Annotated in this window: 25 protein-coding genes; 9 read left to right on the forward strand and 16 right to left on the reverse strand. The window is 63.4% G+C overall.

Annotation, left to right across the window (positions count from 1 at the left end; genetic code table 11):
- Positions 1 to 10: 10 nt before the first annotated feature.
- Positions 11 to 655, reverse strand: a complete 645-nt coding sequence (locus tag BLR13_RS14605) for a response regulator transcription factor (RefSeq protein WP_074831513.1) — start codon at positions 653 to 655, stop codon at positions 11 to 13.
- Positions 656 to 736: 81 nt separating this feature from the next.
- Between BLR13_RS14605 and BLR13_RS14610 the strand changes: the two genes are divergently transcribed.
- Positions 737 to 2,083, forward strand: a complete 1,347-nt coding sequence (locus BLR13_RS14610) for a histidine kinase (protein WP_074822786.1) — start codon at positions 737 to 739, stop codon at positions 2,081 to 2,083.
- A 250-nt stretch (positions 2,084 to 2,333) separates the two neighbouring features.
- The gene (locus tag BLR13_RS40145; RefSeq protein ID WP_154070823.1) at positions 2,334 to 2,510 is read left to right on the forward strand and encodes a hypothetical protein; all 177 of its coding nucleotides are present in this window, start codon (positions 2,334 to 2,336) and stop codon (positions 2,508 to 2,510) included.
- On the opposite strand, the gene BLR13_RS14615 is transcribed toward BLR13_RS40145, so the two are convergent.
- The 3 genes from BLR13_RS14615 to BLR13_RS14625 all read right to left on the reverse strand — a co-directional run bounded on the left by BLR13_RS14615 (position 2,485) and on the right by BLR13_RS14625 (position 4,521).
- The gene (locus BLR13_RS14615) at positions 2,485 to 2,871 is read right to left on the reverse strand and encodes a nuclear transport factor 2 family protein (protein WP_074822783.1); all 387 of its coding nucleotides are present in this window, start codon (positions 2,869 to 2,871) and stop codon (positions 2,485 to 2,487) included. The two genes, BLR13_RS40145 and BLR13_RS14615, sit on opposite strands and share 26 nt — an antisense overlap.
- A gap of 231 nt (positions 2,872 to 3,102) precedes the next feature.
- Entirely contained in the window at positions 3,103 to 4,095 is a 993-nt protein-coding gene (locus BLR13_RS14620) for an aldo/keto reductase (RefSeq protein WP_074822780.1), read from the reverse strand.
- 30 nt (positions 4,096 to 4,125) lie between these two features.
- Positions 4,126 to 4,521 (reverse strand): (R)-mandelonitrile lyase, encoded by a 396-nt coding sequence (locus BLR13_RS14625; protein WP_074822777.1) that lies wholly within the window; start codon positions 4,519 to 4,521, stop codon positions 4,126 to 4,128.
- A gap of 114 nt (positions 4,522 to 4,635) precedes the next feature.
- Here BLR13_RS14625 and BLR13_RS14630 point away from each other — a divergent pair, with 114 nt between their 5' ends.
- A complete protein-coding gene (locus tag BLR13_RS14630) occupies positions 4,636 to 5,526 on the forward strand; it encodes a LysR family transcriptional regulator (RefSeq protein ID WP_074822774.1) in 891 nt (296 codons plus the stop codon).
- 119 nt (positions 5,527 to 5,645) lie between these two features.
- Here BLR13_RS14630 and BLR13_RS14635 read toward each other — a convergent pair whose 3' ends face one another.
- The 9 genes from BLR13_RS14635 to coxB form a co-directional block, all read right to left on the reverse strand.
- Positions 5,646 to 5,966: a hypothetical protein gene (locus tag BLR13_RS14635; RefSeq protein WP_074822772.1), complete on the reverse strand. Its 321-nt coding sequence runs from the start codon at positions 5,964 to 5,966 to the stop codon at positions 5,646 to 5,648.
- 99 nt (positions 5,967 to 6,065) lie between these two features.
- Complete coding sequence (locus BLR13_RS14640) at positions 6,066 to 6,836, reverse strand: SURF1 family protein (RefSeq protein WP_074822770.1); 771 nt, start codon at positions 6,834 to 6,836, stop codon at positions 6,066 to 6,068.
- Positions 6,833 to 7,222, reverse strand: coding sequence for a DUF983 domain-containing protein (locus BLR13_RS14645; protein WP_074822768.1), 390 nt, complete (start codon positions 7,220 to 7,222; stop codon positions 6,833 to 6,835). Before BLR13_RS14645 ends, BLR13_RS14640 begins: the two co-directional genes overlap by 4 nt.
- Positions 7,223 to 7,290: 68 nt before the next feature.
- Positions 7,291 to 8,187: a cytochrome c oxidase subunit 3 gene (locus tag BLR13_RS14650; RefSeq protein ID WP_074822765.1), complete on the reverse strand. Its 897-nt coding sequence runs from the start codon at positions 8,185 to 8,187 to the stop codon at positions 7,291 to 7,293.
- Positions 8,188 to 8,293: 106 nt separating this feature from the next.
- Positions 8,294 to 8,938 carry a cytochrome c oxidase assembly protein gene (locus tag BLR13_RS14655; protein WP_074822762.1) on the reverse strand — a complete coding sequence of 215 codons (645 nt, stop codon included), beginning with the start codon at positions 8,936 to 8,938 and terminating at the stop codon, positions 8,294 to 8,296.
- Positions 8,939 to 8,942: 4 nt separating this feature from the next.
- Positions 8,943 to 9,104, reverse strand: coding sequence for a CoxF protein (locus tag BLR13_RS14660; RefSeq protein ID WP_074822760.1), 162 nt, complete (start codon positions 9,102 to 9,104; stop codon positions 8,943 to 8,945).
- Between the two features lie 18 nt (positions 9,105 to 9,122).
- Positions 9,123 to 10,100: a heme o synthase gene (locus BLR13_RS14665; protein ID WP_074822758.1), complete on the reverse strand. Its 978-nt coding sequence runs from the start codon at positions 10,098 to 10,100 to the stop codon at positions 9,123 to 9,125.
- A gap of 62 nt (positions 10,101 to 10,162) precedes the next feature.
- Positions 10,163 to 11,782 (reverse strand): cytochrome c oxidase subunit I, encoded by a 1,620-nt coding sequence (gene ctaD / locus BLR13_RS14670; RefSeq protein WP_074822755.1) that lies wholly within the window; start codon positions 11,780 to 11,782, stop codon positions 10,163 to 10,165.
- Between the two features lie 72 nt (positions 11,783 to 11,854).
- The gene (gene coxB / locus BLR13_RS14675; protein ID WP_074822754.1) at positions 11,855 to 12,694 is read right to left on the reverse strand and encodes a cytochrome c oxidase subunit II; all 840 of its coding nucleotides are present in this window, start codon (positions 12,692 to 12,694) and stop codon (positions 11,855 to 11,857) included.
- A gap of 553 nt (positions 12,695 to 13,247) precedes the next feature.
- On the opposite strand from coxB, the gene BLR13_RS14680 reads away from it, so the two are divergent.
- The 5 genes from BLR13_RS14680 (at position 13,248) to BLR13_RS14700 (ending at position 17,404) form a co-directional block, all read left to right on the forward strand.
- Complete coding sequence (locus tag BLR13_RS14680) at positions 13,248 to 13,781, forward strand: invasion associated locus B family protein (RefSeq protein WP_074822752.1); 534 nt, start codon at positions 13,248 to 13,250, stop codon at positions 13,779 to 13,781.
- 227 nt (positions 13,782 to 14,008) lie between these two features.
- The gene (gene tldD / locus BLR13_RS14685) at positions 14,009 to 15,433 is read left to right on the forward strand and encodes a metalloprotease TldD (protein WP_074822750.1); all 1,425 of its coding nucleotides are present in this window, start codon (positions 14,009 to 14,011) and stop codon (positions 15,431 to 15,433) included.
- Positions 15,434 to 15,456: 23 nt separating this feature from the next.
- Positions 15,457 to 16,227: a signal peptidase I gene (gene lepB, locus BLR13_RS14690; protein ID WP_074831511.1), complete on the forward strand. Its 771-nt coding sequence runs from the start codon at positions 15,457 to 15,459 to the stop codon at positions 16,225 to 16,227.
- 132 nt (positions 16,228 to 16,359) lie between these two features.
- Entirely contained in the window at positions 16,360 to 16,698 is a 339-nt protein-coding gene (locus tag BLR13_RS14695) for an MmcQ/YjbR family DNA-binding protein (protein WP_074822748.1), read from the forward strand.
- A gap of 139 nt (positions 16,699 to 16,837) precedes the next feature.
- A complete protein-coding gene (locus BLR13_RS14700; protein ID WP_074822746.1) occupies positions 16,838 to 17,404 on the forward strand; it encodes a nucleotidyltransferase family protein in 567 nt (188 codons plus the stop codon).
- 147 nt (positions 17,405 to 17,551) lie between these two features.
- Here the strand turns inward: BLR13_RS14700 and BLR13_RS14705 are convergent, their stop codons facing one another.
- The 3 genes from BLR13_RS14705 to BLR13_RS14715 all read right to left on the reverse strand — a co-directional run bounded on the left by BLR13_RS14705 (position 17,552) and on the right by BLR13_RS14715 (position 20,174).
- Positions 17,552 to 18,106 (reverse strand): PAN domain-containing protein, encoded by a 555-nt coding sequence (locus BLR13_RS14705; RefSeq protein ID WP_074822744.1) that lies wholly within the window; start codon positions 18,104 to 18,106, stop codon positions 17,552 to 17,554.
- A 112-nt stretch (positions 18,107 to 18,218) separates the two neighbouring features.
- A complete protein-coding gene (locus BLR13_RS14710) occupies positions 18,219 to 19,589 on the reverse strand; it encodes a glutamate--cysteine ligase (RefSeq protein WP_074822741.1) in 1,371 nt (456 codons plus the stop codon).
- 96 nt (positions 19,590 to 19,685) lie between these two features.
- Positions 19,686 to 20,174: a MarR family winged helix-turn-helix transcriptional regulator gene (locus BLR13_RS14715; protein ID WP_074822739.1), complete on the reverse strand. Its 489-nt coding sequence runs from the start codon at positions 20,172 to 20,174 to the stop codon at positions 19,686 to 19,688.
- A gap of 225 nt (positions 20,175 to 20,399) precedes the next feature.
- On the opposite strand from BLR13_RS14715, the gene gstA reads away from it, so the two are divergent.
- The gene (gstA, locus tag BLR13_RS14720) at positions 20,400 to 21,011 is read left to right on the forward strand and encodes a glutathione transferase GstA (RefSeq protein WP_074822737.1); all 612 of its coding nucleotides are present in this window, start codon (positions 20,400 to 20,402) and stop codon (positions 21,009 to 21,011) included.
- Positions 21,012 to 21,142 lie beyond the last annotated feature (131 nt).

A 21,142-nucleotide genomic window follows, 5' to 3' on the forward strand; every position in this document is an offset into this window, starting at 1 on the left:
GTGTCGATGGTCAGCCCAGGCCCATCTCGACCGCGATCCGTATCAGGTCGGAGTGGTTCTTGGCCCCGAGCTTCTGCTTGAGCAGCGAGGTCGTGTTGGCGACCGTCTTGTAGGAGATGCCGAGGGCATCGGCGACTTCGACGATCTTGTCGCCGCGGCCAAGCAGTCTCAGGATTTCCAGCTCGCGGGCGCTCATCTGGGTTGCCGGATTGGCCTTGATGGCGGCGCTGGAGAAGGTCACGGCTTCCGCCAGTTGCGGCGAAATGAAGTTTTCTCCGGCCGCAACCTTGCGAACCGCTTTCACCAGCACCCGGGGATCGTCACCTTTGGAAACGTAGCCCTGCGCGCCCATCTCGATCGCGCGAACCACGAAAGCCGGATCGTCGTTCATGCTGAACATGATAATCTTGGCGTCGGGGTCGTCCTTGCGGATTCGCCGCATCAGTTCGAAACCCGAGACATCAGGCAGCTTGATATCGATGACGGTAACGTCGGGCTTCCTGGCGGTAAATGCCCGATGCCCGGATTTCGCGTCCGCAGCCTCGTCGATCTTTACCGAAGCATCGGATGCAAACAGCGAGCGGCAGCCCGACAGGACCACCGGATGGTCGTCGACGATCAATACTCGCGTGGTCGATTTGACAAAATTTTGCATCATCAAGTCTCTTTCCGAGTAGACAGGTTTTACGCTCAGATTGAAAAGGGAAAACTCGGCAACGGGGTTAGAATAGTCCGAATGTGGAAAAACCTTTCGCTTCGCATGCGCCTGCTGCTGCCGCTCGGCGCGATGTTCCTCGCCGCACTGCTGCTGGGCGGTCTGGCGCTGCAGCTGTTTGCGCCGGCCCAATTGATGGACGAAAACGAGCCGGCGCAACGTTCGGCCAAGGCGGTCGCGGAAGCGCTCGACAGCGCGCTGCGGATGTCGGCCAATCCTGAGCAGACCCTCGATGCGTTCGTGCAGGCGCTCGGAACATCCGAAGCCATCCGGTTCAGGCGCGCGGGAACGCCGTTGTCGGCCGGGCCGGTCGATATCCGTACCCCGCTCGGGCGCGTACCGCACTGGTTCATCGATATCATGGCCATGCCTGACGTCAGCGCGTCGTTCCCGGTAACGATCAAGGGCAAGCAGATCGGCGAAATCATGTTCGCGCCCGACATCTCCGCCGACTTGTATGAGAAGTGGATCGGCTTTCTTGCCCTGCTCTCGTCCGGGATTGCGTTGATGCTGCTGACGGGCAGCATCGCCTATTTCATCACGGGTGCCGCGGTCGGCCCCCTGCAGAACCTCGGCGAAGGCCTGACCCGCATGCGGTCCGGCGACTACGCAAGGCTGATTCCGTCGTCCGGCCCTCCCGAAATTCGGCGCAGCTCGGAGGAGGCCAACGAACTTGCCAAAACGCTCAGAAAATTGAGCCAGGACAATCGCAGCCTGCTGCGCAAGATCGTGTCGCTGCAGGACGACGAGCGCCAGGACATCGCACGGGACTTGCACGACGAACTCGGCCCGCTGCTGTTCGGAATTCGGGCAAACACCGTAGCCCTGATGGAAAGCCTGCCGCCGGACAGAGCGGGGCCGGAAGCTTCCGCGCAGGGCATTCTGCAATCGGTCGAAGCGTTGCAATACGCCAATCGCCGCATCCTCGACCGGTTGCGGCCGCTCTACATCCAGGAGCTCGGGCTCGAGCGCAGCATCCACACGCTGCTGCACAACGCCCGGGCGCAGGCGCCTGACCTCCAGCTGTCCGCGCGCATCGATCCCGGATTGAACGCGATCGACGGTTTGCTGTCGCAGACGGTCTATCGCGTGATCCAGGAAGCGGTAACGAATGTGCTGCGCCACGCCAACGCGCGTTCGGTGCAGGTTACGGCAACCCGGCAGGATCGCGAATTGACCGTCGAGATATCGGACGATGGAATAGGCTTTGCCGCCGGTCAGGTATTCGGCCGGGGATTGACCGGGATGCAGGAGCGCGTTCGCGCGCTGAGCGGAACGTTTGAATTGCTGCGGGAAAACGGACGGAGCCTGGTTCGTTGCCGGCTTCCGGCAATCTCGTCCGAGATTCCAGCCCCACGGGAAGCCTGACTCGAGAGCGTCAGGTCAGGCTTCCCACAGGCAAGCCTCAATGCAGGTGAACGAGCCAATAGCCGGCCCCACCAATCACGATCACCGCAGGCACAGCCCAGATCAGCAATAATGGCATGTCTCTCTCCTCTGTTGATGTACGGAGAAATAACCGATCGAATTGCCACTTGTTCCCGATCAAGATCGGGATAAAGTGGCAAAAATTGCCGGACGATCTTTCTCGAAATTTGTTGCACGGCGTAGAGAGTCCATGACCGAGTACCGCGCCTATGTGATTGGAAGCGATGGCCATATCGTCCGCGCAACAGCGCTGGTCTGCGAGAACGACGAGGAGGCGGTCGCGGAGGCCAGCACGTTTCTGCTGGAGCGAACCATCGAACTCTGGAGCGGCAACCGGTTCGTTATCCGGCCGTACCCTGAACGCTAGGGATATCTTTTCGGAGCGGCTGCGCGACAGGCGCGCAATACGTCCGCAAAACTTTTCCGTCGGCCGTGAAGCTGAACACCATGCGCACCGGCAGGCCGTCGTGGCTCACGTAGTCAAGTCGAACCCCGTCCGGCGTCGGCTGGATTTCCTCCAGCCCGAAAGCGTTGGGAGCAAAGCCGTCGAGCCGCGGTCCCCAATAGGATGCCAGGCGTGCCCGGCCCTCGCTCACCATGGCGCCATCGCACTGGCATTCGAGGCTCGCTTCCGGCGCGTAGAGATCCAGCAGCGCATCGAGATCGCGCCGCCGGCATGCGTCGAGCCAATCCACGACGACGGCAATCTGGTCGAAATCATTTGGCAAATGCAGCTAGTCCACTCTCGATAGAAACGATGATGGCTGGGATCGACGATCTTCACAACTTTGGCCGTGAATCAACATGAGCAGCGCGTTAGTCCGGGTTCACTGAGAAACCACCAACAGCTTTCCTCGACGGAAGTTCCACATCGGGCGATGGCGCACCCCCGCTCCCAAAGAGCGAGGGCGAAACAGCGGAAAAGGGCCGCCGCAATGCTGCGGCCCTTTCGCCTGATATCAGCGGCCGACCAGCTGCTGCAGATGTTCGGGGTATCTGGCGCCCTGGACCGCGACCGCGGAGAGAACACTACCGATCTCGCCGAGATCCCCCGACGTCAGTTCGACATCGACCGCGCCGACATTTTCCTCGAGACGATGCAGCTTGGTGGTGCCGGGGATCGGAACGATCCACGGCTTTTGCGCCAACAGCCAGGCGAGCGCGATCTGTGCCGGCGTCACCTTTTTGCGGGCCGCGATCTTGCCGAGCAGGTCGACCAGGGCCTGGTTCGCCTTGCGCGCTTCCGGCGCAAAGCGCGGCACGACGTTGCGGAAATCCGACTTGTCGAATGTCGTACTTTCGGTGATCGCGCCAGTGAGAAAGCCCTTGCCCAGGGGGCTATAGGGAATGAGGCCGATTCCCAATTCGTCCAGCACCGGCAGCACTTCCTGCTCGGGCTCGCGCCACCACAGCGAATACTCGCTCTGCAGCGCGGTGACCGGCTGCACCGCATGCGCCCGGCGGATCGTCTGCACGCCGGCCTCCGACAGGCCGAAATGCCTGACCTTGCCCGCGGCGATCAGATCCTTCACCGCGCCGGCGACGTCTTCGATCGGCACGTTCGGATCGACGCGATGCTGATAGAACAGGTCGATGACATCGGTCCTGAGCCGCTTGAGCGAGGCTTCGGCGACCTCCTTGATATGCTCCGGCCGGCTGTTGAGGCCGCGTTGAGCGCCGGTCGCCGGATCGATATCGAATCCGAACTTGGTCGCGATGACGACCTGCGCGCGGAACGGCGCCAGCGCCTCGCCGACCAGCTCCTCGTTGGTGAAGGGGCCGTAGACCTCGGCGGTGTCAAACAGCGTGACGCCGCGCTCGACGGCTGAGCGGATCAGCGCGATGCCCTGCTGCTGCTCGACCGCCGGACCGTAACCGAAGCTCAACCCCATGCAGCCGAGGCCGAGGCTTGAGACTTCCAGATTGCTGTTTCCAAGTTTGCGCTTTTGCATCGTCTATTCTCCAAAAAGTTCGTGAGGCCGTCAGGCCCGGTATTGTTCGTCAGGGACCTGTTCCATCCAGTCGACGGGGCTGCCGTTCAGCGCCTCCTGAATGGCGATATGGGTCATGGCCGTCGCCGGCATGGCGCCATGCCAGTGCTTTTCGCCCGGCTCGAACCACACGACGTCGCCGGGCCGGATTTGCTCGACCGGTCCGCCCCAGCGCTGTACCCAGCCGGCGCCTGACATCACGACCAAGGTCTGACCGAGCGGATGGGTGTGCCAGGCGGTGCGGGCGCCCGGCTCGAAGGTGACGCTGGCACCCCGCGCCCGCGCCGGATCAGGCGCATCGAACAAGGGATCGATGCGGACAGCGCCGGTGAAATAGGCGGCCGGTCCCTTTCCGGACGGCCGTGAGCCGCTTCGCTTGATTTCCATGATCGGCTCTCCTGGTCGGCAGCCGCTGCGGCTGCCCGTGCCGATGATTTAGGGAGCGCTATGGCAGCGGATTAGGTGGTATAATCAGCATGAACTTATGAGATGGATTCATGAATGACGCGCGCTTCCGTCAATGACCTCCTCGCCTTCCTTGCTGTAGCAAAGGAGCGCAGCTTTACCCGGGCGGCGGAGCAGCTCGGGGTGTCGCAATCCGCGCTCAGCCACACCATCCGCGGGCTCGAAGAGCGGCTCGGCCTGCGGCTATTGACCCGAACCACGCGCAGCGTGGCAACGACCGAAGCGGGAGAGCGCCTGCTGCGCAATGTGGGGCCGCGGCTGGAAGAGATCGACGCCGAACTGTCCGCACTGACCGAGCTGCGCGAAAAGCCCGCCGGCACCGTCCGCATCACCGCGGGCGAACATTCGGCGGAAGCGATCCTGTGGCCTGCTTTGGCAAAACTGCTGCCGCGCTATCCCGACATCAAGGTCGAGCTGACCATCGATTACGGCTTGACCGACATCGTCGCCGAGCGTTACGACGCCGGCGTCCGTCTCGGCGAGCAGGTCGCCAAGGACATGATCGCGGTGCGCATCGGCCCGGATTTCCGGATGGCGGTGGTCGGCGCGCCCGGCTACTTCGCCAAACACGCCATCCCCAACAAGCCGCAGGACCTGACCGCGCACAACTGCATCAACATTCGGCTGCCGACCTATGGCGGGATCTATGCCTGGGAATTCGAGAAGCGCGGGCGGGCACTCAAGGTCCGGGTCGAGGGCCAGCTTGTCTTCAACAACACCGCGCTGCGATTGAATGCGGTGCTCGCCGGCCTTGGCCTCGCCTATCTGCCGGAGGACCAGGTGCGGGCACCCATTGCCGAGGGACGCCTTATCCGCGTGCTCGCCGACTGGTGTCCGCCGTTTTCGGGTTACCACCTCTACTACCCAAGCCGCCGGCAGCCCGCGCCGGCTTTTGCCGTGCTGGCCGAAGCGCTGCGCTACCGCTGATAAAACGGCGCGTTGAGTTCTCGTATCCGCTCGCGGATCTTTTCCGCAAGACAGCCGAAGATCCAGACCATCCTGCCCGATCCGCCGCCGCAGCATTGCGGCAAGCAGGAGACAGCGCGCTATGTCTGTTTGCACGTATGCCTGCGCGTGCTCATGCCGCCGGCCGACTTGACCCACAGCACCAGGCTGCCGTGAGACTTCGGCTCGATCGTCAGTATCTTGTGGTCCACCTTCAAGCCGAACGCATTGAGGAGGGCGATGTTGAGTTCGCAGCGGAGGCGATAGTCGCAGGTGTTCTCGATGTCATAGACAAAGAGTTCGCGGTCGCCGTCGCTGCGGTAGGAGGAGGCTGCGTCGGACGTGCACTTCTCGGTCAGCGTTTCTTCCGCGCAGGCGATACCCGGAAGCAAAAGCATCAACACGGCAAGCGCATACTTCATAAGGGGCTCCCTTGGCTGCCCCTTGGACGGCAGCCGACGGGATTGGGTTCAATCGTAGGCTTCGGGTTACGGCTTCGCCTAACCTGGCCTGCGCAGCGCTTACGCCGCCCGCCGCTGTGCGCGCCACCACACCGCAAACGCGATCGCCATCACGACCGCCAGCCCGAACCAGGTGACGGCATATTGCAGATGGTCGTCCTTGAGATGGACCGAGAGCGCGCCGGGCTTTGGAATGCCGCTCTCGGGCGCCGGGCCTTCCAGATCGATATAGAACGGCGCCACGGTGTGGCCGTCCGCATTCCAGCCAAGCGCGCGCGCCATCGCCAGATGATCCCGGGTGAACCACAGCCGCTTGACGGTGTCCTGGCGCGGCGTTAGTGCGCCCGCGGCCTCGGGAAAGCGGAGATATCCTGCGAGTTTCATGGGCTTGCCGGTGACGAGCCGGCCCGCCGCGCGATCCTCCTGGGCGCGATCCTGCATCGTGTTCTGCACGAAGCCGGTATTGACCACGACCGTCTCGCCGCCGGCCAGTTGCGCCGGCAGAAACGCCCAGGTGCCGGGACCGGAGACATCGTCGCGGACGGCGGAGCCGGACGAGTAGACCATCGCATCCGGCAACCGCGCATAGGTGGCCGTGAAGCTGACGCGGCGGAATTCGTCCCGCGCCGGTGTCAGCGCGGGCCATTGCGACGGCTGCGGCAGCGCTTCGGGCGAGGCGGCGAGCCGTTCGTCGAGGGCTGCGATCAGCGCATGCTTCTCAAGCCTGCGCTGCAGCTGCCAGAGGCCGAGCCCGACGCAGATCGCCACCATGACAAGCGTGAAAATGGCAAAGCCGGCCCTGCCCCGCGGTCGTGCAAGCTCGCCGGTCATTTCGGCTCGCGGTCGATCAGGCGGCCGGGCGCGGCCTTGTGGTGAAACTGCAGCGCGATCAGCAGCGATTTCATCGAGCGCATCGGTAGCAGCGTGGTCACGAGGATCAGCGGCAGCCAGAGCGCGGCGTGAACCCAGAACGGCGGCTGGTACTTGACCTCGACGATCAAAGCGGCGGTGACCACGATGGCGCCGGCCAGCATGATCAGGAAAATCGCCGGCCCGTCGCCGGTGTCGATGAAGGTGTAATCGAGCCCGCAGGTCTCGCAGCTCGGCCGCAGATGCAGGAAGCCCGCATAGAGCTTGCCCTTGCCGCAGCGCGGACAGCGGCAGGCGATGCCGCGCAGCGCGCTCTGGGTCAGGGTGGGTACCGCCTCGTCCGACATGGTTTGCCTTCACAAATGAAAAAGGGGCGGTCCCAAAGACCGCCCCCTTCTAGCACTTAAAGCTGCGATCAGTGCGCGCCGTGGGCGAGGCCTTCGGGGCCGCGGAACCAGACGTAGATGCAGATGAACAGGAACAGCCACACCACGTCGACGAAATGCCAGTACCAGGCGGCGAATTCGAAGCCGAGATGCTGGGTCGGGGTGAAGTGACCGGCATAGGTGCGCATCAGGCAGACCAGCAGGAACACGGTGCCGACCAGCACGTGGAAACCGTGGAAGCCGGTCGCCATGAAGAAGGTGGCGCCGTAGATGTTGCCGGAGAAGTGGAACGCGGCGTGGGCATATTCATAGGCCTGCACGCAGGTGAAGCAGGCGCCGAGCACGACGGTGAGGATCAGGCCGTACTTCAAGCCCTTGCGGTCGCCTTCCAGCAGGGCGTGGTGCGCCCAGGTGACGGTCGTGCCCGAGGTCAACAGCAAGAGCGTATTGAGCAGCGGCAGATGCCAGGGATCGAAGGTCTCGATGCCGTGCGGCGGCCAGGTGCCCGGCACGCTGCAGGCGCCCATCGCGGTTCCGGCGCCGCAGCCGAACACGGCGTCGCGGGTGGCGTGAACCGCGTCGGCGGGGAACAAAGCGGAATTGAAGAAGGCCCAGAACCAAGCGACGAAGAACATCACTTCGGAGGCGATGAACAGGATCATGCCGTAGCGGTGGCTGATCTGCACCACGCGGGTGTGGTCGCCCTTGTACTGGGCTTCGCGGATCACGTCGCCCCACCAACTCGCCATGGTGTAGAGCACGCCGATGGTGCCGATACCGAAGATGATCGGCGCGGCCGCGAACATGTGGTGCATCCAGGTGATGGCGCCGACGGCCATGATGAAGGCCGAGATCGAGCCGACCACCGGCCACGGGCTCGGATCGACGAGGTGGTAGTCGTGGTGCTTGACTTGCGCCGTGGACATTGCGGTCTCTCCGTTAGCGGTGCCGGGTTCGTCGGCACGTCTTCGTCTCAAAAATCAAACTCCGAAATCACGCAAGATACGGAAATCGGCGGCTACAGGTTTCCGGTTACAGGTTTCCCTTGCGCTTGTCCGGTTCGCTCGCAGCCAAAGGCTTCGGCGCCGGATCGCGCACGGCATAGAAGGTGTAGGACAGCGTGATGGTCTTGAGGTCGTCGTTTTCGGAATCCGCGGCCAGCGCCGGATCGACGTAGAACACCACCGGCATCTCGCGCTTCTCGCCCGGCGCCATGGTCTGTTCGGTGAAGCAGAAGCAGTTGATCTTCTGGAAATAAGCCCCGACCGTCAGCGGCGCCACATTGTAGGCCGCCTGGCCTGCGGTGGTCCGCGCCGACTGGTTGGTGACGGTATAGAAGATGGTGACGACCTCACCGATCTTGACCTCGACCTCGTTCTGCTCGGGCTCGAACTTCCAGGGCAGGCCCGGGGCGACGTTGGCATCGAACCGCACGGCGATCTTGCGCGCCAGCGGCGCGCCCGACGGCGCCGAGGTCGCGACCTGGGTGGTGCCGTTGAAGCCGGTGGCGCGACAGAACCAGTTGTAGAAGGGAACCGCGGCATAGGCGGCGCCGAGCATCAGCACCACGACGAAACCGCAGATCGACGCCACCACCGCATCACGCGTCAGGCCGCGACGCGAAGCCTTTTTCGGGCCTGCGGTCGGATCCTGTGGAATCGTCGGTAGGTTTTCCATCTGGTTACATCGGCCTGACTAGGACACCCGGTCCCTTGACCATGGTGACGGCGAAAAACAGCACGACCAGCACACCGAGCGCGAGCGCGATGGCGATCGAGCGGGAACGGCGGCTTCGCTTTTGCGCCTCGGTGAGGACGATTCCATCTGGCTGCGGTTTATCCATGCCTTCGCCATTCGCCCCCTACCCGAACACGGGCATGATGGCGCGGATCGCGGGTGCGACCGCGCTGATCGCAGGCGCGACAGCGCGGACGACGACCTCGAGCAGGAGCGTCGCAAACAGCGCGAACAGATAAACGATCGAGAAGGCGAACAGCCGGCGCGTCGCGCGGCCCGCTTCCTTGCCTTCGCGGTGACGGTAGACGTTGATCGCGAGCGCCATCATGCCGGCGCCGAGCACCAGCGAGGCGATGCCATAGATCGCGTCGAAATAGCCGAGCGGCCAGGGCGCGACCGCTACCGCGACCAGCACGATGGTATAGAGCAGGATCTGCAGCCGCGTCGCATCGGATCCGGCGACGACCGGCAGCATCGGAACGCCTGCGCGCGCATAGTCGTCGTTGCGGAACAGCGCCAGTGCCCAGAAGTGCGGCGGGGTCCAGAAGAAGATGATCAGGAACAGCAGCACCGGCTCCATCGACAGCGAACCAGTGGCCGCGGCCCACGCCACCACCGGCGGCAGCGCGCCGGCGGCGCCGCCGATCACGATGTTCTGCGCGGTCCAGCGCTTCAGCCAGATGGTATAGATCACGACGTAGAAGAAGATCGTGAACGCCAGCAGCGCGCCGGCCACCCAGTTGACGAGGATGCCGAGCGTCATCACCGAGAAGAACGCGAGAACCATGCCGAAGGCCATCGCTTCCGGCGGGGTGATGCGTCCGCGCGGGATCGGCCGGTTGGCGGTACGCGACATCAGGGCGTCGATGTCGCTCTCATAGGCCATGTTCATCGCGCCCGAGGCACCGGCGCCGACCGCGATGCAGAGGATCGAGGTGAAGGCCAGCACGGGATGGAAATGGCCGGGCGCGATCACGAGGCCGACCAGCGCGGTGAAAACCACGAGCGACATCACCCGCGGCTTCAAGAGCGCGAGGTAGTCGCCGACCTCCGCCTCGGAAATCCGCGGAAACTCGATGGCGTGGTGGTCGACTACCGACAAGATCGATCTCGCTTGGTTGCAAAGACCACGGCGCGCGACGGGCGCGCGCCGTGAATTAAGCGTTACTGCACCTTCGGCAGCACTTCGAACTGATGGAACGGCGGCGGCGACGACAGCGTCCATTCCAGCGTGTTAGCGCCAGCGCCCCACGGATTGTTGGCCGCCTGCTCCTTGCGGACGAAGGCATCGATCACGCCATAGATGAAGATCAGCACGCCGAAGCCCGAGATGTAGGAGCCGAGCGAGGACACCAGGTTCCAGCCGGCGAAGGCATCGGGATAGTCGACGTAGCGGCGCGGCATGCCCGAGAGACCGAGGAAATGCTGCGGGAAGAACACCAGGTTCACACCGATGAAGGTGAACCAGAAGTGCAGCTTGCCGATCCTCTCCGAGTACATGTAGCCGAACATCTTCGGGAACCAGTAGTACCAGCCGGCGAAGATGCCGAACACGGCGCCGAGCGACAGCACGTAGTGGAAGTGCGCGACGACGTAATAGGTGTCCTGCAGCACGCGATCGACGCCGGCATTGGCCAGCACGACGCCGGTGACGCCGCCGAGCGTGAACAGGAAGATGAACCCGATCGCCCAGATCATCGGCGTCTTGAACTCGATCGAGCCGCCCCACATCGTGGCGATCCAGGAGAAGATCTTCACGCCGGTCGGCACCGCGATCACCATGGTGGCGGCGACGAAATAGGCCTGCGTCGCCGAGGACATGCCGACGGTGTACATGTGGTGCGCCCACACCACGAAGCCGATGCCGCCGATCGCGACCATGGCGTAGGCCATGCCGAGATAGCCGAACACGGGCTTCTTCGAGAAGGTGGAGACGATCTGGCTGACCATGCCGAACGCCGGCAGGATCAGGATGTACACTTCGGGGTGGCCGAAGAACCAGAACAGATGCTGGAACAGCACCGGATCGCCGCCGCCGTCGGCGGAGAAGAAGGTGGTGCCGAAATTGCGGTCGGTCAGCAGCATGGTGATGGCGCCGGCGAGCACCGGCAGCGACAGCAACAGCAGGAACACGGTCACCAGGATCGACCAGACGAACAGCGGCATCTTGTGCAGGGTCATGCCCGGCGCGCGCATGTTGAAGATCGTGGTGATGAAGTTGATGGCGCCGAGGATCGACGAGGCGCCGGCCAGATGCAGCGACAGGATCGCGAAATCGACCGCCGGTCCCGGATGGCCGGAAGTCGACAGCGGCGCGTACATGGTCCAGCCCGCACCGACGCCGTTGGCGCCCGGTTCACCCTCGACGAAGGTCGACAGCAGCAGCAGCGCAAAGGACGCCGGCAGCAGCCAGAACGAGATGTTGTTCATGCGCGGGAACGCCATGTCGGGCGCGCCGATCATCAGCGGCACCATCCAGTTGCCGAAACCGCCGATCATCGCCGGCATCACCATGAAGAAGATCATGATCAGGCCGTGCGAGGTCACGAACACATTATAGGTATGGGTTTCGTGGAACAGCTGGACGCCGGGATACATCAGCTCGATGCGGATCGCGATCGACATCGCCGCGCCAATGACACCCGCGATGATCGCGAACACCAGGTACATCGTGCCGATGTCCTTGTGGTTCGTCGAATAGACGAAGCGCCGCCATCCGGTCGGATGGGCGTGCTCGTGATCGTCATGGGCGTGGTCGTCGTGTGTCGCTGCGCTCGTTGCCATGTTCAAATCCTGCCTTGCAGTCCCTTTGTCGGACCTTTCAGGTCCCGTCGCCCTTGTCCCGTCGCCGCGCGATTACTGCGCGGCAGCGCCCGCCGAGGCGAACGAGTTCGCCGGATTGGTCGCGAATTTCTTCTTCGCAGCCTCGGTCCAGGCCGCAAATTCCTGGTCGTTCACGACCCGCACCGCGATCGGCATGAAGGCGTGATCCTTGCCGCACAGTTCCGAGCACTGGCCGTAGAACATGCCGAGCTTGGTGGCCTTGAACCAGGTCTCGTTGAGACGGCCGGGCACCGAGTCGATCTTGATGCCGAAGGCCGGCACCGCGAAGGAGTGGATCACGTCGGCGCCGGTGGTCTGGATCCGGACCACCTTGTTGATCGGCACCACCATCTCGTTGTCGACGCCGAGCAGGCGCGGCTGCTTGTCCTGCGCCAGCAGCGAATCGAACTCGAACTTGCCGTTATCGGGATAGGCGTAGCTCCAGTACCACTGCTTGCCGGTGGCCTTGATGGTCAGGTCGGCCTTGGGAATGTCGAGCTCCTGGAACAGGAGGCGGAACGACGGCACCGCGATGCCGACAAGGATCAGCACCGGAATCAGCGTCCACGCCACTTCGATCAGCGTGTTGTGCGTGGTCTTGGAGGGAACCGGATTGGCCTTGGCGTTGAACTTCACCACGACGATGATGAGCAGCGCGAGCACGAACAGCGTGATGACCGTGATCAGCACGAACAGGAAGTTATGGAACCAGGTGATGTTTTCCATCACCGGCGAACCCGCTTCCTGCAGCTTGAATTCCCACGGCGCAGGCTGTCCCAATTCGGCGAATGCCGTTCCACCGGCGACAAGCGCCATGCCTGCAACCGCCAATCCCAGCAACCGACGGCCGATCTGGCCCTTCGACATCTTCATGCCGCTCGCGCTCCCTTGAATAAATCCCCAAAGCACTCCCGCCGGATAGCCGGAAATGCCGCACGATCCGCCCTGACAAACGGCTAACCGGAGGTACTTCAGAAGTACACCTTCAAAGGTGCCTTGCAAAAGTACCTTGCAAAAGTACCTGCAACAGTCGTTGCGGCAGTACTCGGGCCAGATCGTTAGAACGCGTCGAAATCAAGCCTCTCAAACCATAATTCTAGGGCTCTCGCAATGCAGTAGTGAGACGCCAAGCCATGCGTCACCGGCTAATCGCCGGATGTCAGGTTTTCCCGCTAAATCAGGCCAACCCCGCCCGAATGGCGCCCGGCTACGCTTGACAGGCGGATTGCCGGATGTAGGCACAGGCGGGGCGCTCCCGGGATGCCTGATTCGCCTGTCGTGACGGCTGTCCCGGTGCCAGAACCGCCTTCAAGGTGCCGTCATTGCGGTATCAGTCCGGGTCAAACCAGTTTGGTGCGCGTGCACCCGGCTTCCGCCGGGAATACAGTTCCGGCAGGTGCCGGCAAACGTCAGAGGATCGACCCGGATGGGGCGTTCGACACATCAGGTGAGACGTGATTTTGGCCGCTTCTGGCTGCGCGGCCTGCTCGCCGCGGCATGCCTGCTCGGCCTGACCGGGGCGGCGAGTGCGCAGGGCGCGGTGCGGTCGGTCCATGGCGACTGGCAGATCCGTTGCGACACCCCGCCGGGCGCGCAGGCGGAACAATGCGCCCTGATCCAGAGCGTGGTAGCCGAAGACCGTTCCAACGCCGGCCTCACCGTGATCGTGCTGAAAACCGCCGACCAGAAGAGCAAGCTGATGCGGGTGGTGGCGCCCTTGGGCGTGCTGCTACCCTCCGGCCTCGGCCTGAAACTCGACAACCAGGACGTCGGCCGCGCCGGTTTCGTCCGCTGCCTGCCCAACGGCTGCGTCGCCGAGGTCGTGATGGACGAAAAGCTGCTCGGCCAGCTCCGCACCGCCAAGACCGCGACCTTTATTATCTTCGAGACCCCCGAAGAGGGCATCGGCTTTCCGCTCAGCCTGAACGGGCTCGGCGAGGGCTACGACAAGCTGCCGTGAGGGGGTCTCCCCTTTTGTTGCGGCCATGACTATCTTCCAATCATCGTCGTCCCGGCCAAGCGAAGCGCGAGCCGGGACCCATAACCACAGGTGCCTGTGTTGTGAGATGAGCGCGCCGCCAGTCTGTGCTTAAGACTTTGGCGTCTGTGGTTATGGGTCCCTGCGCCCGTGCGCAATTGCGCACTAGGCAGGGACGACAGAGATTTTGTAGTCGCACCGGAGTCTTCATGACCAATCTCGCCACAACCTCCCTGATCGACCGCGCCAACCTCGACCGAGATTCCGTCCGCCGCGAGATCGCGCGCGGGCTTGATGGCGCCGACGACGGCGAGCTGTTCCTGGAATATGGCCAGACCGAAGCCCTGGCCTTCGACAACGGCCGGCTGAAGCAGGCCACCTACGACACCTCGCAGGGGTTCGGCTTGCGCGCGGTCAAGGACGATGCGGTCGGCTATGCGCATTCCTCCGACGTGTCGCTGCCGGCGCTGATCCGCGCCGCCGACGCGGTGTCAGCCGTGCGCGGCGGCTACAGCGGGCAATTCGCGGCCGCGCCTGCCCACACCAATGTGCGGCTCTATGGCGACGACAATCCGCTGGATGCGCCGGGCTTCGAGACCAAGGTGAAACTGCTGGCCGAGATCGACGCCTACGTGCGCGACAAGGATCCGCGGGTGCGGCAGGCCTCGATCAGCCTCGGCGCCACCTGGCAGGTGGTGGAAATCCTCCGCCCCGACGGCGAAAGCTATCGCGACATCCGCCCGCTGGTGCGGGTCAATATTTCCGTCGTCGCCGGCCAGGGCGACCGCCAGGAAAGCGGCAGCAAGGGCTATGGCGGCCGTGAGGGCTATGCCCGCTTCATCGAAACCAAGGCGTGGCGCGAGGCCGCCGACGGCGCGATCCGCGAGGCGCTGGTCAATCTGGAATCGATCCCCGCGCCTGCCGGCGAGATGGACGTCGTGCTGGGCGCCGGCTGGCCCGGCGTGATGCTGCATGAGGCGGTCGGCCACGGGCTTGAAGGCGATTTCAACCGCAAGCAGACGTCAGCTTTCGCAGGGTTGATGGGCAAGCAGGTCGCGGCCAAGGGCGTCACCGTCGTCGACGACGGCACCATGGCCTCGCGGCGCGGCTCCTTGTCGATCGACGACGAGGGCACGCCGACCAACCGCACGGTCCTGATCGAGGACGGCATTCTGGTCGGCTACATGCAGGACCGCCAGAATGCGCGGCTGATGAACATGAAGCCGACCGGCAACGGGCGACGTCAAAGTTATGCCCATGTGCCGATGCCGCGGATGACCAACACCTACATGCTGGCCGGTCAGCGCGACCCGGCGGAGATTCTGGCGTCGGTGAAGAACGGCATCTACGCCGCGAATTTTGGCGGCGGACAGGTCGACATCACCTCGGGCAAATATGTGTTCCAGTGCACCGAGGCCTACAAGATCGAGAACGGCAAGCTCGGCGCCCCCCTGAAGGGCGCGATGCTGATCGGCAACGGGCCGACCGACCTGCACAGAATAACCATGATCGGCAACGATCTTGCGCTCGATACCGGAATCGGCACCTGCGGCAAGAACGGCCAGGGCGTGCCGGTGGGCGTCGGCCAGCCGACGCTGCGGATGGAACGGATTACGGTCGGAGGAACAGGCTAGTGAGCATCGAGAAGAACGAGCTCGTGAGCACGGAACAGGAAACAGCCGTCGCCAAGCCGATCAGTTGGCGCGCGCAGGCCGTCCAGCTCGCGGCGATCGTCGCCGTCGTGTTCATCGCCAAGGGGGCGCTCGCCGAACCCTTTTATGTCCCGTCCGGCTCGATGGAACCGACGCTCCTGATCGGCGACGCGCTGCTGGCGTCGAAATTCCCCTATGGCTATGGCGCGGCCTCCTTGCCGATCCAGATCACGCTGCCGGAAACCGGCCGCCTGTTCGGCGAAACGCCGAAGCGCGGCGACGTCGTCGTGTTCCGCTGGCCCGGCGACCGCTCGCAGGCCTGGGTCAAGCGCGTCGTCGGCCTGCCCGGCGATCGCATCCAGTTGCGTCAGGGCCAGCTTTTCATCAACGACCATGCCGCAACGCTGACGCCTGACGGCATCGGCGAAGCCGAAGACGACCGCGGCGGCAGCGAGAAGGCCTATCGCTTCATCGAGACGCTGCCGAACGGCGTCACGCATGCGATCTTCAAGATGCGTGACAATGGCCAGTACGACAACACGGCCGAAGTGACGGTGCCCGCGGGCAAGCTGTTCGTGCTCGGCGACAACCGGGACAATTCCGCCGACAGCCGCGTCTCGCTGCGCGACGGCGGCGTCGGCTTGCTGCCGATCGACAACCTGGTCGGCCGCGCCGATGCGGTGGTCGGCTCCTGGGACATGGGCGTTCGCAGTCAGCCGGTCTGGACCTGGCTGTCGGGCTTCCGGATGGCGCGGTTTTTCACCTCGGTGCATTGAGCGCGCGACACTAACTCCACTTTCCGTCATGGCCGGGCTTGTCCCGGCCATCCACGTCTTGCTTAATCATAGACAGTCAGAACGTGGATGCCCGGGACAAGCCCGGGCATGACGACGGAGAGTGCTGCTGTCATGACCTTCGACGACGTCAGAAAATTTGCGCTTCTGTGGCCGGAGGTTGAGGACTGCACTTCCTACGGCACGCCGGCGCTGAAGGTGCGCAAGAAACTGCTGGCGCGCCTGAAGGAAGACGGCGACAGCCTGGTGATGCCGGGCGTGCCGCAGGATGAGCGCGCGATGCTGGTGGAAAGCGCGCCGAAGATATTTTACTTCACCGATCACTACCGCGATTATCCGATGGCGCTGATCCGCCTGTCGAAGGCAAAGCGCGCCATCGTCGAACCGCTGCTGCGCCGGCACTGGCGCACGCTAGCGTCCAAGGCGGCGGTGAAGGAATACGATTCGAAATAGTTTCTTCCGTCATTGCGAGCCAACGGGTCGCGCGAATGCGCGCCCGATGACAGGCTCCGCGAAGCAATCCATTTTGCTGCGAAGGAAGTTTGGATTGCTTCGTCGCTATCGCTCCTCGCAATGACGGCGGGAGGACTTGATGACCCGAGACGAATTCCTCGCCGCCGCGCTACGCAATCTAAATAACGAATTCATCGTCGACGAACTGTTCGCGCTCGCACTTCCCGACGCCTGGCTGGTCTCCGGCTGTCTGGTGCAGACGGTGTGGAACATCAAGACCGGCCGTAACGTCGACCATGGAATTAGCGATTACGACGTGTTCTATTTCGATGCCGATACTTCCTGGGAAGCCGAAGACGCCGTGATCCGCACTCTGGCAAAACACTTCGCCAAACTCGGCGTCACCGTTGAAGTGCGCAACCAGGCGCGCGTCCATCTCTGGTACACGCAAAAACACGGCCTGCCCTACCCGCCGCTGCACGGCTCGACCGAGGGCATCGACCGCTTTCTGACGAAAAACACCCGCGTCGGTATCCGCCGCACGCAGGATGGCTACGACGTCTACGCGCCCGATGGATTTGACGATGCCGCCAATCTGATCGTGCGGCCGAATCCAGGCGCGAATTTCTCGGCGGAGAATTACGAGAAGAAGGCGGCGCGCTGGAAGGCGCTGTGGCCGGAGGTAACGGTGCTGGGCGTGGAATGAGCCGTCATTGCGGGCCAACGGGTCGCGCGAATGCGCGCCCGATGACAGGCTCCGCGAAGCAATCCATCGCGCCGCAAAGAAAGAGTGGATTGCTTCGTCGCTTTCGCTCCTCGCAATGACAGAGGATGGCGTTAGCGCTTCGCGCTCCTACCTCACCACGCCCGAAATAAACCCGGCCTTGCGGCGCGGCGGCTTGATGTCTTTTTTCAGGTAGCAGTGGGCGTCGCGGCCGGCATAGCCCGGCCGGGCGTAGGTCCAGGCCCGGCATTTGTTGTCGGCGGCGCAGGCGGCCTTGCAGGCGTCGTCACCGTCAGAGCCGTTGAGATCGAAATTCTTGTAGTCGCCGCCGAAACGGTCGATCGAGGTCTCGATCGTGTTGTTCTTCGGCTCAACCACCCCGGCGCCGCGCACGCCGGAGACGCAGCAATTATCCTGCGTGCGTGCCGGCACATTGCTCTTGAGCCAGCAGGTCGCGCCGTTGGTCGTGTCGGTCGGGTAGCTGAAGCTCCATGCCCGGCAGCGCTTGTCGCGCTCGCAGACCAGCGCACAATCGGCCGGGTCGCCCGAGGTGACCGGCGCACTGAGATAATCGCCGCCCGGACGGTCGAAATTGGCCTGCGCCAGCGCCGGGCGCACGGATGCGGTCGCCGCCAGAAGGGCGAGCGCCACCACACACGCCCTGAGCAGGCGGCCTATCCCCATCTGCGATTGCTTCCGAGTCCGCGTCGAGAGGCCTCATTTGAGCGGCCTCAACCTGTACGGTGGATGAACGGCTCAAAAATGCGGCATTCGGGAGCGTCGTCGGACCGGTCGCCTAGAACGCGTATTCCTGATAGGCCGGTTCCACGGAGCCACCCCAGACGCCCTGATACTTCTCCAGCATCTCTTCCGCAGGGGTCCGGCCGCAATCGAGAATCCGTTCCAGCGGCTCGAGAAACCGGCTCTCGTCGCGGCCGGAATGGTCGACGCGGTTGCGCCGCCGCAAACCGGCATGCGACAGCTTCAGGCATTCCCTTGCGACCTCAAACAGGTAGCGATCCCTGATCCTGGCCTTGAAGCCCAGACGCGGCACATCGTCGCGCAACGCCTGGCGCTCATAGGCATTCCAGTGGCTGACCAGATCCCAGGCCGCGTTCAGGGTGTCGTCGTCGTACAACAGGCCGACCCAGAACGCCGGCAACGCCGGCAGCCGGCCCCACGGCACGCCGTCGGCGCCGCGCATTTCCAGATAGCGCTTCAGCCGCACTTCCGGGAAAATCGTCGACAGATGGTTGGCCCAGTCCGACAGCGTCGGGCGCTCGCCGGGGAATGCGGGGTTCCTGCCATCGAAGAAGGCACGGAAAGACGAACCCGACACGTCGATATATTCGTCGCCGCGCTTGACGAAATACATCGGCACATCCAGCGCGTAATCGACCCAGCGCTCGAACCCCATGCCGTCCTCGAACGCCCAGGGAATCATGCCCGAGCGCGCGTTGTCGGTGTCGCGCCAGATTTCGGAGCGGAACGAGAGGTATCCGTTGGGCTTGCCTTCGGTGAAGGGCGAATTGGCAAACAGCGCGGTCGCGACCGGCTGCAGCGCCACCGATACCCGCAGCTTCTTGACCATGTCGGCTTCGGAGGAGAAATCGAGGTTGGTCTGCACCGTGCAGGTCCGGTACATCATGTCGAGGCCGTATTGGCCGACCTTCGGCATGTAATTGGTCATGATCTTGTAGCGGCCCTTGGGCATTATCGGGATCTGGTTGCGCGACCAGGACGGCGTCATGCCGAGCCCGAGAAAGCCGATGCCGAGCGGCGTCGCGATCTCGCGCACCTGCGCCAGATGCGCCATCAGCTCCGACTGGGTCTGGTGCACGGTCTCGACCGGCGCGCCCGACAATTCGAACTGGCCGCCGGGCTCCAGCGAAATCGCGCCGCCGCCGGTGACGTCGTACAGCCCGATGATCTTGCCGCGCTCCGTGATCGGCTCCCAGCCGAGCAGGAGCTTCATGCCTTCGAGCAGCGCGCCGATGCCCTTAGCTCCTTCATAGGGCACGGGATGGTGGCCCTCGAGCGTGAACGGGGTCTTCTCGTGTTCGGTGCCGATGCGGAATTCGCTCGGCGGCTTCACGCCGTCCGCCAGCCACGCCACGAGTTCGTCGCGCGATTGCAGCGGCGTCATATCGATCTGGTCACGCGCCATAGAAAATCCGGATGTGGGGCGATTCGACCGAACGCGCCGTATGGCCAAGGGGGATGCGGACAGCGTTGTCCGCAGCAACGAAAGGTATCGGGGCTATCATCGCGCAGGCACGCCGTCTCGGACGGCCACGGCCTTGATATCCCCGCAGGAGCAGCCGAGCCGGTCGAGCAGACCGCACAGCTTGATGGAATCGGCATCGGAAAGTTTGGAGCCGACGTATTTCTCGATCGCCGCCGAATAGGCGTTCCACATTTTCTTCTGCAGCTCGCGCCCGGCCTCGGTGATCTCGACGAACTGGCCGCGCTTGTCGATCTTGCATTCGCGCCGCGCCGCCAGTCCCTCGTCCACCAGCCGGTCGATCAGCCGCGAGGTCGAATATTGCGGGATCAGCATCTGCTTCTCCAGCTCGACCGGGCGCATCTCGCCCGACGGCGCGCGCGACAATTCCAGCAGCGCGTCATACCAGGCCAGCGGCGGGAAGCCGGCTTTCTTCAAATCCTGCTCGACGGCATCGAGCACCCGGCTCTGGACCCGCATCAGGCGGATCCACGCGGCGGTCGCCTCGGTCGAAGGTTTGCGTTTCATCGTTCAGTCCGTCTCTGTCACGATCAGTGTACCGCACTAAATGCAGCTGCATCAATCTTGACTATTTCATGCAGATGCATTTAGTCATTCCGGAACGTTTTCAAACACCTGATCCCGTAAAGAAAACGTCACACAATATCGGTTTTGAGCCCGGTTGGTTCTGATACGCTCGGGACCTCAGGCCCAAAAGCCGCAATCCATAAATTTCCAGGGAAGGAAAATCCGATGAAACTGTATTATTCGCCCGGCGCCTGCTCGCTCTCCCCCCATATCGCGCTGCTGGAAGCCGGCCTGCCCTATGACCTGGTCAAGGTCGACCTGCGCGCCAAGAAGCTGGAAAACGGCGACGATTATCTGAAGATCAACCCCAAGGGCCAGGTCCCGGCGCTGGCGCTGGACTCCGGCGAAATCGTCACCGAAGGACCGGTCATCGTCCAGATGATCGCCGACAAGGTCGGCAAGGGCCTGGCGCCCGCCCGCGACAGCGCCGAGCGCTACAAGCTGCTGGAGTGGCTCAACTTCATCACCACCGAACTGCACAAGAATTTCGGCCCGATGTTCTCGACGGTGCTGGCCGACGACGCCAAGGCGTTCTTCAAGGACCGCGTGATGGGCAAGTTCAAGTATCTGGAAACCGCACTGGCCGGCCATGATTATATCATGGGCAAGCAGTTCACCGTCGCCGATGCCTACCTGTTCACGATGCTGGCCTGGGCCGATCGCCTGAAGTTCGATCTGTCCGGCATGCCGAACCTGATGGCCTACAAGGCCCGCGTCGGCGCCCGCCCGAAGGTGCAGGAGGCCCTCGTCAAGGAAGGCCTGATGAAGGCGGCATAAGCTTCATTACGTTGGATACGAAAGGGGCCGGATCGATGATCCGGCCCTTTAGTCATTCCGGGGCGATGCGAAGCATCGAACCCGGAATCTCGAGATTCCGGGTCTGGTGCTACGCACCATCCCGGAATGAC

The organism is Bradyrhizobium ottawaense, from assembly GCF_900099825.1.
In the GTDB taxonomy this organism is placed as follows: domain Bacteria; phylum Pseudomonadota; class Alphaproteobacteria; order Rhizobiales; family Xanthobacteraceae; genus Bradyrhizobium; species Bradyrhizobium ottawaense_A.

What these genes read in the sequence shown, in the direction of transcription:
- BLR13_RS14605 (WP_074831513.1), bottom strand. Translation starts at nt 655, where the DNA reads ATGCAAAATTTTGTCAAATCGACCACGCGAGTATTGATCGTCGACGAC.
- BLR13_RS14610 (WP_074822786.1), top strand. Translation starts at nt 737, where the DNA reads ATGTGGAAAAACCTTTCGCTTCGCATGCGCCTGCTGCTGCCGCTCGGC.
- BLR13_RS40145 (WP_154070823.1), top strand. Translation starts at nt 2,334, where the DNA reads ATGACCGAGTACCGCGCCTATGTGATTGGAAGCGATGGCCATATCGTC.
- BLR13_RS14620 (WP_074822780.1), bottom strand. Translation starts at nt 4,095, where the DNA reads ATGCAAAAGCGCAAACTTGGAAACAGCAATCTGGAAGTCTCAAGCCTC.
- BLR13_RS14625 (WP_074822777.1), bottom strand. Translation starts at nt 4,521, where the DNA reads ATGGAAATCAAGCGAAGCGGCTCACGGCCGTCCGGAAAGGGACCGGCC.
- BLR13_RS14630 (WP_074822774.1), top strand. Translation starts at nt 4,636, where the DNA reads ATGACGCGCGCTTCCGTCAATGACCTCCTCGCCTTCCTTGCTGTAGCA.
- BLR13_RS14635 (WP_074822772.1), bottom strand. Translation starts at nt 5,966, where the DNA reads ATGAAGTATGCGCTTGCCGTGTTGATGCTTTTGCTTCCGGGTATCGCC.
- BLR13_RS14640 (WP_074822770.1), bottom strand. Translation starts at nt 6,836, where the DNA reads ATGACCGGCGAGCTTGCACGACCGCGGGGCAGGGCCGGCTTTGCCATT.
- BLR13_RS14645 (WP_074822768.1), bottom strand. Translation starts at nt 7,222, where the DNA reads ATGTCGGACGAGGCGGTACCCACCCTGACCCAGAGCGCGCTGCGCGGC.
- BLR13_RS14650 (WP_074822765.1), bottom strand. Translation starts at nt 8,187, where the DNA reads ATGTCCACGGCGCAAGTCAAGCACCACGACTACCACCTCGTCGATCCG.
- BLR13_RS14655 (WP_074822762.1), bottom strand. Translation starts at nt 8,938, where the DNA reads ATGGAAAACCTACCGACGATTCCACAGGATCCGACCGCAGGCCCGAAA.
- BLR13_RS14660 (WP_074822760.1), bottom strand. Translation starts at nt 9,104, where the DNA reads ATGGATAAACCGCAGCCAGATGGAATCGTCCTCACCGAGGCGCAAAAG.
- ctaD (WP_074822755.1), bottom strand. Translation starts at nt 11,782, where the DNA reads ATGGCAACGAGCGCAGCGACACACGACGACCACGCCCATGACGATCAC.
- coxB (WP_074822754.1), bottom strand. Translation starts at nt 12,694, where the DNA reads ATGAAGATGTCGAAGGGCCAGATCGGCCGTCGGTTGCTGGGATTGGCG.
- BLR13_RS14680 (WP_074822752.1), top strand. Translation starts at nt 13,248, where the DNA reads ATGGGGCGTTCGACACATCAGGTGAGACGTGATTTTGGCCGCTTCTGG.
- tldD (WP_074822750.1), top strand. Translation starts at nt 14,009, where the DNA reads ATGACCAATCTCGCCACAACCTCCCTGATCGACCGCGCCAACCTCGAC.
- BLR13_RS14695 (WP_074822748.1), top strand. Translation starts at nt 16,360, where the DNA reads ATGACCTTCGACGACGTCAGAAAATTTGCGCTTCTGTGGCCGGAGGTT.
- BLR13_RS14700 (WP_074822746.1), top strand. Translation starts at nt 16,838, where the DNA reads ATGACCCGAGACGAATTCCTCGCCGCCGCGCTACGCAATCTAAATAAC.
- BLR13_RS14705 (WP_074822744.1), bottom strand. Translation starts at nt 18,106, where the DNA reads ATGGGGATAGGCCGCCTGCTCAGGGCGTGTGTGGTGGCGCTCGCCCTT.
- BLR13_RS14710 (WP_074822741.1), bottom strand. Translation starts at nt 19,589, where the DNA reads ATGGCGCGTGACCAGATCGATATGACGCCGCTGCAATCGCGCGACGAA.
- BLR13_RS14715 (WP_074822739.1), bottom strand. Translation starts at nt 20,174, where the DNA reads ATGAAACGCAAACCTTCGACCGAGGCGACCGCCGCGTGGATCCGCCTG.
- gstA (WP_074822737.1), top strand. Translation starts at nt 20,400, where the DNA reads ATGAAACTGTATTATTCGCCCGGCGCCTGCTCGCTCTCCCCCCATATC.